Annotated in this window: 18 protein-coding genes and 1 tRNA gene; 17 read left to right on the top strand and 2 right to left on the bottom strand. The window is 44.0% G+C overall.

Going from position 1 to position 13,363, the window contains the following annotated elements:
- The first annotated feature begins 4 nt into the window (after positions 1 to 4).
- From rsmG to ACSQ8O_RS01340, 6 genes are all read left to right on the top strand, one after another.
- Positions 5 to 730, top strand: coding sequence for a 16S rRNA (guanine(527)-N(7))-methyltransferase RsmG (gene rsmG / locus ACSQ8O_RS01315; protein WP_436240148.1), 726 nt, complete (start codon positions 5 to 7; stop codon positions 728 to 730).
- 304 nt (positions 731 to 1,034) lie between these two features.
- Positions 1,035 to 1,850, top strand: coding sequence for a nucleoid occlusion protein (noc, locus tag ACSQ8O_RS01320; protein ID WP_436239409.1), 816 nt, complete (start codon positions 1,035 to 1,037; stop codon positions 1,848 to 1,850).
- 164 nt (positions 1,851 to 2,014) lie between these two features.
- Positions 2,015 to 2,773 (top strand): ParA family protein, encoded by a 759-nt coding sequence (locus ACSQ8O_RS01325; RefSeq protein ID WP_056622827.1) that lies wholly within the window; start codon positions 2,015 to 2,017, stop codon positions 2,771 to 2,773.
- The gene (locus ACSQ8O_RS01330; RefSeq protein ID WP_056622671.1) at positions 2,770 to 3,642 is read left to right on the top strand and encodes a ParB/RepB/Spo0J family partition protein; all 873 of its coding nucleotides are present in this window, start codon (positions 2,770 to 2,772) and stop codon (positions 3,640 to 3,642) included. Before ACSQ8O_RS01325 ends, ACSQ8O_RS01330 begins: the two co-directional genes overlap by 4 nt.
- A 136-nt stretch (positions 3,643 to 3,778) precedes the next feature.
- Positions 3,779 to 4,939 carry an aminotransferase class V-fold PLP-dependent enzyme gene (locus ACSQ8O_RS01335; RefSeq protein WP_436240149.1) on the top strand — a complete coding sequence of 387 codons (1,161 nt, stop codon included), beginning with the start codon at positions 3,779 to 3,781 and terminating at the stop codon, positions 4,937 to 4,939.
- A gap of 15 nt (positions 4,940 to 4,954) precedes the next feature.
- The gene (locus tag ACSQ8O_RS01340) at positions 4,955 to 5,446 is read left to right on the top strand and encodes a DUF4446 family protein (RefSeq protein ID WP_436240150.1); all 492 of its coding nucleotides are present in this window, start codon (positions 4,955 to 4,957) and stop codon (positions 5,444 to 5,446) included.
- Here the strand turns inward: ACSQ8O_RS01340 and yyaC are convergent.
- Positions 5,421 to 6,044 carry a spore protease YyaC gene (yyaC, locus tag ACSQ8O_RS01345; RefSeq protein ID WP_056622658.1) on the bottom strand — a complete coding sequence of 208 codons (624 nt, stop codon included), beginning with the start codon at positions 6,042 to 6,044 and terminating at the stop codon, positions 5,421 to 5,423. The two genes, ACSQ8O_RS01340 and yyaC, sit on opposite strands and share 26 nt — an antisense overlap.
- Positions 6,045 to 6,140: 96 nt before the next feature.
- On the opposite strand from yyaC, the gene ACSQ8O_RS01350 reads away from it, so the two are divergent.
- The 5 genes from ACSQ8O_RS01350 (at position 6,141) to ACSQ8O_RS01370 (ending at position 8,250) form a co-directional block, all read left to right on the top strand.
- Complete coding sequence (locus tag ACSQ8O_RS01350) at positions 6,141 to 6,383, top strand: DUF3343 domain-containing protein (RefSeq protein ID WP_436240151.1); 243 nt, start codon at positions 6,141 to 6,143, stop codon at positions 6,381 to 6,383.
- A gap of 12 nt (positions 6,384 to 6,395) precedes the next feature.
- The gene (locus ACSQ8O_RS01355; RefSeq protein WP_436240152.1) at positions 6,396 to 7,250 is read left to right on the top strand and encodes a mechanosensitive ion channel family protein; all 855 of its coding nucleotides are present in this window, start codon (positions 6,396 to 6,398) and stop codon (positions 7,248 to 7,250) included.
- A gap of 1 nt (position 7,251) precedes the next feature.
- Positions 7,252 to 7,467: a DUF951 domain-containing protein gene (locus tag ACSQ8O_RS01360; protein ID WP_436240153.1), complete on the top strand. Its 216-nt coding sequence runs from the start codon at positions 7,252 to 7,254 to the stop codon at positions 7,465 to 7,467.
- A 76-nt stretch (positions 7,468 to 7,543) separates the two neighbouring features.
- Positions 7,544 to 7,631: transfer RNA gene (locus ACSQ8O_RS01365), tRNA-Ser, on the top strand.
- A 178-nt stretch (positions 7,632 to 7,809) separates the two neighbouring features.
- Complete coding sequence (locus ACSQ8O_RS01370; protein WP_436240154.1) at positions 7,810 to 8,250, top strand: hypothetical protein; 441 nt, start codon at positions 7,810 to 7,812, stop codon at positions 8,248 to 8,250.
- A 94-nt stretch (positions 8,251 to 8,344) separates the two neighbouring features.
- Here ACSQ8O_RS01370 and ACSQ8O_RS01375 read toward each other — a convergent pair whose 3' ends face one another.
- Positions 8,345 to 8,536 (bottom strand): YjzC family protein, encoded by a 192-nt coding sequence (locus tag ACSQ8O_RS01375; RefSeq protein WP_028557224.1) that lies wholly within the window; start codon positions 8,534 to 8,536, stop codon positions 8,345 to 8,347.
- 242 nt (positions 8,537 to 8,778) lie between these two features.
- On the opposite strand from ACSQ8O_RS01375, the gene rpsF reads away from it, so the two are divergent.
- From rpsF to ACSQ8O_RS01405, 6 genes are all read left to right on the top strand, one after another.
- A complete protein-coding gene (rpsF, locus tag ACSQ8O_RS01380) occupies positions 8,779 to 9,066 on the top strand; it encodes a 30S ribosomal protein S6 (protein WP_056622648.1) in 288 nt (95 codons plus the stop codon).
- A 34-nt stretch (positions 9,067 to 9,100) separates the two neighbouring features.
- Complete coding sequence (gene ssb / locus ACSQ8O_RS01385; RefSeq protein WP_056622646.1) at positions 9,101 to 9,583, top strand: single-stranded DNA-binding protein; 483 nt, start codon at positions 9,101 to 9,103, stop codon at positions 9,581 to 9,583.
- Positions 9,584 to 9,608: 25 nt separating this feature from the next.
- The gene (gene rpsR, locus ACSQ8O_RS01390; RefSeq protein WP_028557221.1) at positions 9,609 to 9,896 is read left to right on the top strand and encodes a 30S ribosomal protein S18; all 288 of its coding nucleotides are present in this window, start codon (positions 9,609 to 9,611) and stop codon (positions 9,894 to 9,896) included.
- 224 nt (positions 9,897 to 10,120) lie between these two features.
- The gene (locus tag ACSQ8O_RS01395; RefSeq protein WP_436240156.1) at positions 10,121 to 11,128 is read left to right on the top strand and encodes a metallophosphoesterase family protein; all 1,008 of its coding nucleotides are present in this window, start codon (positions 10,121 to 10,123) and stop codon (positions 11,126 to 11,128) included.
- A gap of 1 nt (position 11,129) precedes the next feature.
- A complete protein-coding gene (locus ACSQ8O_RS01400; RefSeq protein WP_436240157.1) occupies positions 11,130 to 11,960 on the top strand; it encodes a metallophosphoesterase family protein in 831 nt (276 codons plus the stop codon).
- A 37-nt stretch (positions 11,961 to 11,997) separates the two neighbouring features.
- Positions 11,998 to 13,290: an ABC transporter substrate-binding protein gene (locus ACSQ8O_RS01405; protein WP_436240158.1), complete on the top strand. Its 1,293-nt coding sequence runs from the start codon at positions 11,998 to 12,000 to the stop codon at positions 13,288 to 13,290.
- Positions 13,291 to 13,363: the final 73 nt, after the last annotated feature.

The following is a 13,363-nucleotide window of genomic DNA, read 5'->3' on the forward strand; positions in this document are numbered from 1 at the left end:
AGATATGGATGCTATACAGCAACAATTCACAGAGTTATTAGCCCAAGAAAATATCACTCTTTCTACGGAACAGTTAGATCAGTTTGAACAGTACTACAAGACACTCGTAGAGTGGAATGAGAAAATGAATCTAACAGGTATCACAGAGAGAGACCAAGTTTATCTTAAACATTTCTATGATTCTCTTTCTGTGGCTTTCAATTACGACATGGGGAAGGTTAAATCTCTTGCTGATATTGGCTCAGGCGCGGGATTCCCAAGTATACCTCTTAAAATTGCATTTCCTCATCTTCATGTTACTATTGTTGATTCTTTGAATAAACGGATTCTATTTTTGAAAGAAATTGTCTCTCAACTCGGTTTGACGAATATGGACTGTGTACATGGTAGGGCAGAGGACATTGCTAGACTTCCTCGTTATCGTGATCACTTTGACCTCGTAACTGCTAGAGCGGTTGCGAGACTGCAAGTGCTAAATGAGTTTTGTCTTCCATTTGTCAAGAGTGGAGGGACTTTCATTGCAATGAAGGGTTCCGAAGTGGATGATGAGATTAAAGACTCTTCCTATAGTTTAGTAGAGCTGCGAGGAAAAGTAACGAAGGTTAATCGTATGATTCTACCTATCGAAGAATCCGTAAGACATTTTGTGGAGATACAGAAGACAGCTGCTACACCAGCTAGATATCCTAGAAAAGCAGGGATCCCTTTAAAGGAACCACTTTTCAAATAATAGGAATGTTTCACGTGAAACATTTGGCAGCATACCTGTTGTAGAGAAGGATTATGGCCTTCGATGGAGAATACCTATATAAGGTGAAAGCCCGTCATATACTGGCTTCGCCTTACCTTTTATTTGTGATGTTGTGGTTGGATATTCGCAATTGATAGATTAAATTTACTAGAATCAGACAGCATGAATGACATCGTCTCGGAATGGCGAAAAGATCTTTTTACCTTGTACAGGGCGTTGTATCCGTTTATTGTAACTGTACTGATCGCTTAAACTACGGGAAGAGTTGGTGGTAAGTTTTCCTATGAAAGAACAAATATCGAAGCTATTTGGCCTTGCAGATCGTTCGACGACGGATGAGGTCAAAAACATACCCGTAAATAGTATTATTCCAAGTCCCTATCAGCCAAGAACATTATTCGATGATGATCGTATTGATGAACTATGCCAAACCATTCGAACACATGGTATTATTCAACCTATCGTTGTTCGAGTCAAAAATAATACATTTGAATTGATTGCAGGCGAACGACGCTTGCGTGCGGTGAAAAAGTTAGGTCTTGATACGATCCCAGCTATTGTTCGGGACTTTAATGATTCACAAGCAGCATCCATTGCACTTATTGAAAATCTGCAGCGTGAAGGACTTACTGCGATTGAAGAGGCTGCAGCTTATCATCAATTGATCGAGATGCATGATCTTACGCAGGAAAGCCTTGCACAGCGTTTAGGCAAAAGCCAATCCACAATTGCCAATAAGATTCGTTTATTGCAATTATCCGAACCTGTTAAAATGGCTTTGATGGAACGTAAGATTACGGAGCGTCATGCTCGGGCTCTATTAGCTTTAGATCAAGAAGAGCAACAGGTCAAATTACTAGAAGAGATTATCACGAAAGAATTAAACGTTAAACAAACGGAAATCAAAATAAGTTTCCTGAAGGAAGCGGCGAAGATTAAGAAGTCACGTCGTGTATCCTTTACGAAGGACGTTCGACTTGCTCTCAATACCATTCGACAGTCGGTTGAAATGGTTTCAAGTTCGGGCTTACATATTAATACATCAGAACAAGATCATGAAGATCATTACGAAATTATAATTAAGATTCCTAAGCGATAATTTAGGCATTTCTGCTACCTAAAACGGCGCAAGCCGTTTTTTTTGCATCTAATGGCACGAATCTATCAAATATTCATAAGGTAACTGATTGATAGATATGGTAAGATAGTACTACTGCTTGTTAAATAGCATTATGGAACATAAGCGATAGAGGTGAAATGGTTTTGTCTAAAATTATTGCAATAACGAATCAGAAGGGTGGCGTCGGCAAGACGACGACTTCTGTGAATCTAGGCGCTTCATTAGCTTCGCTTGGTAAACGCGTTCTTTTGGTCGATATTGACCCGCAAGGGAACACAACAAGTGGTATTGGTGTGAATAAAGCTGATGTTACAAATTGCATTTACGATGTATTGATTAATGACGTACATCCAAAAGATGCAACAGTGGAAACAAATGTACCGAATCTTAAAATTGTTCCGGCAACGATTCAACTAGCTGGTGCGGAGATTGAATTGGTTCCAACCATTTCAAGAGAAGTTCGATTAAAGAAGTCACTTCAACTTGTCAAACACTTATATGATTATATTTTGATAGATTGCCCTCCATCACTTGGCCTTTTAACGATCAATTCTTTAACTGCCGCGGATTCCGTAATCATCCCTATTCAGTGTGAATACTACGCCTTAGAAGGTTTAAGCCAACTTCTGAACACAGTGCGATTGGTGCAAAAGCATTTAAATACAGGACTTCAAATTGAAGGTGTCCTATTGACGATGTTTGATGCAAGGACGAACTTAGGTATTCAGGTTATTGAAGAAGTTAAAAAGTACTTCCAAACAAAGGTTTATCAAACGATTATTCCTCGTAATGTACGTTTGAGTGAAGCGCCGAGTCATGGGCAATCCATTATTACGTATGATCCTAGATCAAAGGGCGCGGAAGTTTATTTAGAACTTGCTAAGGAAGTGATCTCAGTATGACCAAAGGCCTCTCTAAAGGTTTAGGTAAAGGATTAGACGCATTAATAACGTCCTTGCATATTGATGAGAGCGATAAAGTCATTCAGATTCCACTGGCTCAATTGAGAGCCAATCCGTATCAGCCTAGAAAGCATTTTAATGAAGATAGTATTAAGGAACTTTCAGAGTCGATCAAGGAGCATGGCGTCATTCAACCTATCATTGTTCGGAAGGTTCTTAAGGGCTACGAAATCATTGCGGGTGAACGTCGTTTCCGTGCATCACAAGTTGCAGGAACGCCAACCATTCCGGCTGTGGAAAGAATTCTTTCCGATCAACAGGTAATGGAGATCGCATTGATTGAGAACGTGCAGCGTGAGGATCTTAATGCGCTTGAGATCGCTTTTGCTTACCAAGGTATCATTGATCAATTCTCTTTGACTCAAGAAGAGCTGTCAGCGAAGGTTGGTAAGAGTAGATCTCATATTGCCAATTTCCTAAGATTGCTTTCCCTTCCTGAATCAATTAAACAATATGTTTCACGTGGAACATTATCCATGGGGCACGCGAGAGCAATTGTTGGTGTGAAGGACGATAAGATTAAGAAAGAACTTGCAGAGTCAACGATCTCTAAACAGTGGAGTGTTAGAGAGCTTGAAGAGGCAATTAAGATGCTAGAAGAACCACCTGGCCCTGAAAAGGAAAAGGCAAAACAAAAAGAAAAAAATAGAGATCCGTATATTAATCAAGCAGAAGAGCAATTGCGAGACATTTATCGGACATCCGTGAAAATTAAGAGTCAGCAGGATAAAGGGAAGATCGAGTTGCTCTACTATTCAAAAGACGATCTCAACCGACTGCTAGAATTATTGCAAGGTAAAATCTCTTAGAAATTGCTAGCATACCTATGTTTTTCTTTCGAACAGAAGGAACAAACTAAGGTATGCTATATTTTTGACCATATATAATTGGAAAAGGTAGTTTCAAGTAATGCGGGGAAGGGATTTCTCGAAAGGGGCTGGACATATGAAAGACGTTATGTATTTTGACCAAGCAGCATCCTCGTGGCCGAAGCCGCCAACGGTTATGGATGCGATGATGCAATGCATGCAGGAGTATGCAGCTAATCCTGGCAGAGGCAGTCATCAGATGGCTGTGAAGGCAAGTCGTACGTTGTTCGAGACGAGAAAGAATCTAGCCAAATTATTCGGTGTGAGAAACCCAAATGATATTTCATTTGCATTAAATACGACACATGCACTAAACCAAGCGACCAAAGGCTTTGTAAAGCCTGGCGATCACGTGATCTGTACGAATGTTGAGCACAATTCGGTGAGAAGACCGCTAGAATATTTAAAAGCCTCAATTGGCGTTGAGCTTACTTATTTGCAACATGATGAGCAGGGGAATGTGCAATTAAATGATTTGAAAGAAGCGTTTCGCTCAAATACAACACTTGTCGTTGTGAATCATAGTTCCAATTTACTTGGCACCATTATGCCAATTGGAGAGATTGGGGAGCTCTGCAGAAGTCGCGGCGCCAAGCTGCTCGTAGACGCGGCTCAGAGCGCGGGTGTACTGCCTATTCATGTCGTAGACATGAATATCGACATGCTCGCCTTCCCAGGTCACAAGGGGCTTCTGGGGCCTCAAGGGACGGGCGGATTATATATCCATCCGGACATTGAACTAGAACCGTTACTGCACGGCGGGACGGGCAGTCAGTCGGAGGCTATCCACCAGCCGACAGTACGGCCTGATCGTTATGAAGCAGGGACTCAGAACACGCCAGGCATCGCTGGTTTGAATGAAGGCGTGAAGTTCGTCCTAGCGGAAACCGTGGACAAGATTCATGCGAAAGAATGGGCACATACACAGCAATTAATGGAAGGGCTACTGGGAATTGAAGGGGTAACGATTCTAGGGCCAAAGCTTGGACAAAATAAAACAGGAATCGTTTCCTTTAACATTCAAGATGTGGATTCATCGGAAGTTGCTTTTATCCTCGACCAGTCGTTTCAAATTGCCGTGCGATCTGGTTATCATTGTACACCGCTTGCACATGAAGTTGCCGGCACATTGGCCAAGGGAGCCGTGCGGTCGAGTATCGGGTATTTTACAACGGACGAAGAGGTATCGGCACTGATTGAAGCTGTCAAAGAGATTCGAGCGCAATATGCGAAGTAGAAAGAGGGATAGGGCATGGGGGAACTGTTTGGCTTGAATGCAGAATACGTGATGTTAGTCTGTTTCGCATTCATTCTGGTGTTATTGGTTATGGTCATCATTATTTCAATTCGATTGTCATCCTTGCGGAAACGATATACACGGATGATCAATGGTACAAGCGCTGAGAATATGGAACAATTACTTATTGATATGCAGAACGCTTTGAACGAGCAAAAGGCCGAATCCGTTAAGGCTTCGACCCAAATATCTAATATCCATCAGTCCATAAAGAAGATGACATCGAACATTAAAGTTCGTCGATACAATGCCTTCAATGAAGGTGGTAGTGATCTCAGTTTCTCGTTGGCGATGCTGAACGAAGAACAGGATGGTGTGATCATTACAGGAATACATAGTCGAGAGCAAATGTATGTATATGCGAAGCCGATCGCGAAGGGGCAATCCAGTTACACGTTAAGTCCAGAAGAGAAGGAAACACTTACTCAAACTTTAAAGCAGTCGTAGCACTCGGTGCAAAGGATTGCGTTCGTCTGATCGAAGCGTAGAGGGCATCACCAATAACGGTAGCCATATTCATGACGAGGCTGAGCCGCGTATTTTGCAAAACGAAGTATTCCATGAAGCCGCCAACATTAACGATACCAGTTACATGAATATCACCAACGGGAGGCAGATCTTTATTAACACCCGCACCTGGCTTGAGTGGTCCATGAGCGACTTGAATGCAGCCGACACTGGCAACTTGCCCTAAACAAGCATCAACAGCGACGATGAAAGGGTTCTGAAATTGCTTGTGAATGGTTTCAACGGTTTCGGCTAAATTCATAGCGTGGACAGGCTCATCTAAGGTGCCGAACAAATGAAGATTGCGGAGCGTAGTCGTACGATTTAGATGGGAGCCAACGAGAGGGCCTAAAGCATCGCCTGTAGAACGATCCGTTCCTACGCAAATGACGACGATAGGTTGATAGGTTGGTAGTTTACTGAAAATCGATTGCAAATGCTTGGCGAGAAGATGAGGTGTATTGGAATCGGTATGTTGAATTTTCAAAGGTTCTTGCACTGGGGTTTTATCGCCGTCGAATCCGAAATGGAATTTCATGATATCCCTCCAAAGTAGTAAATCTTTTTTACTAGTATATGGAGATAGAGGTACATTTATACGTAGAGAGGAGAGCTTTCTCTGGAATTTTCTATCATGTTGCTAGCTTTCGATTCTACCCAACAAGCACTAAGAGCTGAGATGCTGCTAGAGTATGCGGATATTGAGATCGATATCAGACCTACGCCGAAAGAGATTACAGCGGGATGCGCACTTTCTATTGAATTTCCAGGAGCAGATCTTGCGCAAGTTCAAGAGATTATAGAGAGCGAGAACATCGAGATTAGAGGCATATATTTTAAAAAAGAAGATGGATATGGTACCATAGTAGAAAAGTAAGGAGGCTTACTAGTGTCTTTTGAAACACAATATTTCCAAGATTTGATGCATTGGATTCGGGAGCATATCAGTAAACCTGAAATCATTGCCTCCATATTCTGGATCACTATCAAAATCGTACTCATCTATGTCATTGCTAGAGTTATCATCAAAATTGCAGACAAAACAATCGCGCATATGGTTATTGCGAGAGAGAAGTCACCGCTCAAAATTGATAGACGAAGATCGAATACCATTTCTATTCTCGTACATAATCTTATCGCATATACAGTAAATCTAGTTGCTATCATGTTGATTCTCGGTCAAGTAGGATTAAATCTTGGACCCTTACTAGCGGGTGCAGGTGTTCTTGGATTGGCGATAGGTTTCGGAGCACAGAGTTTGGTGAAGGATGTTATTACAGGTTTTTTTATCATTTTCGAAGACCAATTCGGCGTTGGTGATGTTATTCAGATTGACCAATTCAAAGGGACCGTTGAGGAAATTGGCATTCGCGTGACTCGTATCAAAAGCTGGACCGGTGAGGTTCACATCATCCCTAACGGAAACATTAAGCAAGTGACCAACTTTTCCACTTATAACTCTATTGCTATCGTCGATGTATCTATCGCCTATGACGCTGACATTGATCGTGCGATGGTCTTATTAAATGAAGTTGTTGCTGAAGTGGATGAACGCACAGAGAGTATCGTTAAGGCGCCACAAGTACTCGGTGTGCAAATGATTGGGAACACGGACTTGAAGATACGAGTTATTGCGGAATGTAAGCCGAACAAACAAGGCGAAGTCAGCCGTATTCTAAATGCAGAGATTAAGAAGTATTTAGATACCCATGGCATTAAACAAGAAAAGGTGGAGGGGAACTAAGATGGAAAAGAAAGAATACCAACTTGGCGATGTTGTACAGATGAAAAAGCCCCATCCATGCGGAACAAATGAAATGGAAATTATTCGAATGGGGATGGACATTCGGATTAAGTGTGTAGGGTGTAAGCACAGCGTCTTAGTGCCAAGAACGAAGTTCGAGAGCAAGCTCAAAAAAATATTGCGCAGCAATGCGGTGGCAGAAGAAGAGTCGAGCTAAACTTTTCATAAAAAATAGTAAAACACTTGCGAGAGACAGACTTTTTTGATACAATAAGTCCTGTTCTCATTTTCTTGGAAAGGTACCCAAGTGGTCCAAGGGGGCTGACTCGAAATCAGTTAGGCGTCGCGAGGCGTGCGTGGGTTCGACTCCCACTCTTTCCGTACTAGAACACACCAGATGAAAGCCGTTTATATCCTTCGGGGATATGGGCGGCTTTTTTATTGTCCTGTTTCGACATGGTGATATTGGTTTATAAGAAATAGGAGGGATAAAAAGTAAAGATCTGAAGCAACCTAACAGTTAGGTTATGGCAAATAGCTACGTAGGAGGACGAGATAAATGAATAAATGGATTCTAGCCCTAGCAGTGCTTGCTGTGATGGCCTCAGGCTGCTCTAAGAAGGATGATAAGAGTACAGTTAGTCCTACAGCAAGTGTGACGGTACAGCCCTCAGCAGGGGCTTCAGCGACGCCTAGTGGGACGAGTGCAGGAGGCGCTGCAGGTGGGACAGTGACGGCAACACCTACACCAAAGGGAACAACCGGTGGCGGAGCCGCAGAGACACCTTCTACGCTAACGAAGGAACAAGTGGAGAAAATTACTTTGACGAGTACCTACGATGATTTAGTTAAGCAAACGGGGTCCAAAGGGAAGCTCGTGAAAGAGGAGAATGGCAAACGAACCTATGAATTTGCGATCTCTAATCAAGCAGGATATTATGCGGAAATCGTCTATTTTAACGATGGGAAGATTTCAGAGAAGCGTGTGTTCCAGAAGTAGTCTGGGATAAAGGTAGATAAGAAAGAGCATTGTGGAAGAAAGGAACACCTCTCATTAAAACTGAGGGGTGTTCTTTTCTTTTCATATAGAAGAACTACATCCGCTTGCCGCCTTTTTTGTGCCATTTGCGATTATGATTGCTTGTTGCTGGAAAGGTGTCCCCTTTACGAAGGGTAACTGTCTTGGGATTGTTAATCCCCATATGGAAGGCATTCTCGCCAATTTCCATATATTCGCCATCGTTAGGAACATGATCGCCTTCATTAAAATGTGTCCATTCACCCACGATTGAATCACCTCTTTGTAAGAATAACAATCACAGTTATAATGCCCGCAGGAGAGGGAAGCATGTACCTGATGAGCTTCCAGCTTCCACCTGTGCGAAGCGTGCGATAAAAACTTGTAATTTGCCGCATGATTTGCTATAGTATTCAGGTGCGAGTTTTGAAAAGAATCCTCGCTCCTTGCTCCTTCGCTTGCCTAGCAAGTTAGAATAGGAGCCGCTTAGTCCAAAAGGAGGTGAAATACATGCGCAAATATGAATTGATGTACATCATTCGTACTGACGTTGAGCAAGAAGTTGTTCAATCTACGGTAGAAAAATTTCAAGGCATCATCTCGAACGGTGGGGGAGAAATCTCCAAACATGACCTGATGGGTAAACGCCGTCTTGCGTATGAGATCAAGAAGTTCCGTGACGGGCACTACGTGCTTGTACACTTCAACGCAGAACCTGCTGTTGTAACTGAACTTGATCGCGTACTTAAGATTTCGGACGAAGTTATTCGTCACTTAATCGTAAACGACGTAGCTTAATCAATGCCAGTATTTTCGTCAGGAGGGTTATTCCATGTTGAACCGTGTTATTCTAATCGGTCGATTGACCAGAGATCCAGAACTTCGTTATACACCAGCTGGGGTAGCAGTTACCCAATTCACACTTGCTGTAGACCGTCCTTTCACGAGCGGTGGCTCGAAAGAACGTGAAGCGGACTTTATCAATATCGTCACGTGGAGGCAGCTTGCCGAAACCTGCGCGAATTACTTGCGTAAAGGTCGTTTAACAGCAGTTGAAGGACGCATTCAAGTGCGTAACTACGACAACAATGAAGGAAAACGTGTTTACGTGACCGAAATTATTGCCGACAATGTACGTTTCCTTGAATCTAGCGGCGGCGGGAATCGCGAAGAGGGCGGATCCTCTAATGCAAATGCAGGCGGCTATAGCGGCGGCGGAAGCAGCAATCGTGGCGGTGGATCGCGCGAGCAGCAGGATCCTTTCATAGATGACGGAAAACCGATCGATATTTCAGATGATGATTTGCCATTTTAAACGTAGAAAGGACTGAAGAGACACAATGGCTTTCCAAAAAAGAGACAATAATGGTGATGATCGTGCTGATCGCAAATTTGCTCCTCGTGGCAAAGGCGGTAAAGGCAAACGCCGTAAGGTTTGTTACTTCACTGTAAACAAAATCAAGCATATTGATTATAAAGATATCGAGACTCTTAAAAAGTTCATCAGTGAGCGCGGGAAGATTCTTCCTAGACGTGTAACTGGAACTTCCGCTAAGTACCAACGTGCTTTGACGATCGCTATCAAGCGTTCCCGTACAATCGCGTTGCTTCCTTACACAACGGAATAGGTTTCGGAATAAAGAGCAATCGGGCAACCGATTGCTCTTTTTATATTTGAGGAGAAGCGAGCCCCCGCGGGCTCGCTTTTTTGTCGTTGGTTTGCTTTGCCGCAGCCAGACCCAAGGATACCTAGATTAATAATATCTATAAATCAAGCTAATATTCTGCTTACATACAACCTGCATACTGAGGATAAGAACAAGCTTTCACCAATAGAAGGGAGATAGGAACCATGCAAACTGTACAGCTTGATGAAAAGAAGAACGTAACGATCTTTGAGGATCAGCTAGTGACCACAGAGAAACGTCCTTGGTTTGGGAGCATGCCTAGTCAACTGGGAGAAGACTTTTCGTTTGTTGTAATGGGGGATCGTTGCGGGATGGCGACGGAGGGTGTTTTTGAGAAGGCGCTGGACATGGTGAAGGATTTGAAGCCTGACTTTGTCTTGGCGGTAGGTGATTTGATCGAAGGTTATTGGAAAAGCGCCGCGGACACGCATCAGGAATGGGATGACATTGACGACAAAATTGCAGCGATGGGACTTCCATTCTTTCCAGTCATCGGCAATCACGACTATGGCAATCAAACGATGGCAGAGGTATGGCGCGAGCGTAAAGGCTTGGACTACTACGCGTTTCGTGTAGGAGATACGCTCTTCCTTTCTTTAAATACGGAGCATACACCAGATGAGTTCTCAGATGCCTTTATCGACATCATCAAACGGATAACAGCAGACGTGAAACGCGAACCTGAACGCGCCAATGAACACATGAGTGCTTTTGTTGATGAACTGAAGGGAACACTTTCACCTGAGGAACTACAAGGTTTTGGCAAGATTAAGCTGAGTTTTGGCGAGGAGCAACTTGCTTACTTTAGACGCGTATTGGCAAACAATGCGGATGCAAAATGGACGTTCGTCAACATGCATAAGCCAGGTTGGAAATCAGAAAGCGAAGAATACCAAGAGCTCATTCAGATGCTAGGGAATCGCTCTTACACCATTTTTGCTGGGCATTTGCATGCGATGGAGTACGCTCGAGCAGGTAATGCGGAGTTCATACAGCTTGGTAGAACTGGTGGTCTTGCACATGGGGATGGCACGAATCCTAGTGACGAGAATGTCGTGTTATGGGTAACCATGCGCGGAGGAATGCCTACATATCGCGTTATTCATCTTGATGGTGTCAATGATTTAACAGCTTATCAGCCTCATCAACACATTCACGGGGAGAGTGTATAACATGACGACGAAGGAACCGATGTTCTTCATACAATTAACGGATATTCACATAAGCGCACCAGGGAAGAAACCATTGTTCGGCCTCGAAATGTCAGATAAACTGCGCGCTGCTTGTGCTGAAATTCGCACATTGGAGGCGAAGCCATCTTTTGTGGTGATTAGCGGCGATTTGACGCATGATGGCAATTTGGAAGACTATCGTTTTCTGAAAAGCCTGCTGGACGAAGAAGAAGCGCTTCTCGGAATTCCGATTCATGTCGCGCTGGGTAACCATGATTTCCGCGAGCCATTTCGCGAAGGTTTCCTAGGGGAAGAGCCATCGAACGAATCCTATTATTATAGCTTCATGGCCGATGGCCTCCGCATCGTGATGTTAAATACACAAGTACCAGGTACCCATGGCGGTAGACTAGATGACGTGCAGCTCGCTTGGCTTAAACAATTGCTAGCTGAGCCGGCACCATCCGGAACGATAATTGTGCACCATCATCCAGTTGTGAAAACACCTACGGGAATGATGGATGATCATTTATTGGAAAACCCGCAGGATTTGGCAAGCGTCATCGAAGGAACTGACGTGATTGGCTTATTATCGGGGCACATTCATTATCATAATATCGGTATGTTAAATGGCATTTTGTGCGCAGCCGCAGATGGACTTGCCTTCGGTCTGGATCCGTCTGCTTCGACGAATATGCGATTCATCGATAGATCCGGTTACAACTTGATCACGGTGAAGGACGGACAAATGATCGTACAACCAATGACCCTGCCTGGGGAACAACGCTTGCTCTATGAACTGAATGTATCCAAGATTCATGCTGAGGTCTAATCCTACCCATAGATCGATAATAAGAAGGAGCTGTGACATGTCACGAGCCAAAACAAAGATCATCATGTTGCTTTCATTAACTGCACTGGTAACAGCAGCATGTGGAAATGGCAAGGAGAGCACATCAACCGGGCCAGTTACGATTTCGTTCTATAGCTACAACTTAGCGATCGCTAGCCAAAAGGAAGGCACGCAGCAATTGATTACGGAATTCGAGGCAGCGCATCCGAACATTAAGATCGATGCGATTCCGGTTACTTCAACGGAAATTAATACGAAGGTACAGGCAGATATCGCGGCTGGTTCGCGACCTGACGTTGCGCAGCTCGTATTTGATGGTTTGGACTATGCTGTTCAGAATTACAATGCGAAGGCATTGGAAGATATTGTGCCTGCTGACGAGCTGAAGAAGAACTTCGCAGGCTTTTCTCCGAATGGACTAAAACTAGGACAATTGAAAGGCAAAACCTACGGACTTCCTTTTACATTCAGTACACCGGTCTTATTCTATAACGCAAAGCTATTCAAGGATGCGGGTCTTGATCCAGAAAACCCTCCGAAAACATGGGAGGAAGTGAAAACTTATGCGCTGCAGATCGCAGCTAAAACGAAAGCTTCAGGTGTGCATGTAGGCGGTGCTGCCGGAGCGGACTGGATTGTTCAGGCATTGATCGGCAGTAACGGCGGCAAGGTCCTGTCGGATGACCGCAAAACGATCCAGTTCGGTGAACCCGCAGCGATTGGCGCAATCAAGATGTGGCAGGATCTCGTTCAAAGTGGCGCAAGCGACAAGATGAACGACACGGAAGTGATTCAAGCGTTCAGCGAATCGAAGGTTGGGATGTTGCTGTATACAAGCGCATTACAGAGCGCTTTGCTCAGCGCTTCTAAAGCTGGTGGCTGGGATCTGAAAGCGGTACAGATGCCATCCTTCGGAAGTAAACCTACAACACCAGTTAACTCAGGCAGTGCCTTGTTCGTGTTATCTGATGATAAAGCGAAACAGCAGGCAGCATGGGAATTCCTCAAGTTTGTTACCAGTGAGCGGGGTTACACGATCATTACGTCCAAAATCGGGTACCTGCCGCTTCGCCCAGCTATTGTAGATGATCCGAAGTATCTGAAGGACTGGGTGGCAGCCAATCCGTTGGTGAAGCCGAATCTAGACCAGCTGACTCGCTTGCAACCTTGGGTGTCCTATCCGGGTTCGAAATGGAGCCAAATTGAGACGATCTTGCTCGAAGGTGTGCAGAAATCGATTCAGAGTTCAGGAGATGCCACGTCCATCATGCAGGATGCTCAGAAACGTGCACAATCACTAATGCCATAATTGGTACGAAGACAGGAGGTGGCTATATCCTTCTGCCTTCTGCCATGAATCGGTCATTCGATGATCGCCGAGA

This window comes from Paenibacillus sp. LjRoot56 (assembly GCF_964253335.1).
GTDB lineage: Bacteria > Bacillota > Bacilli > Paenibacillales > NBRC-103111 > Paenibacillus_E > Paenibacillus_E allorhizoplanae.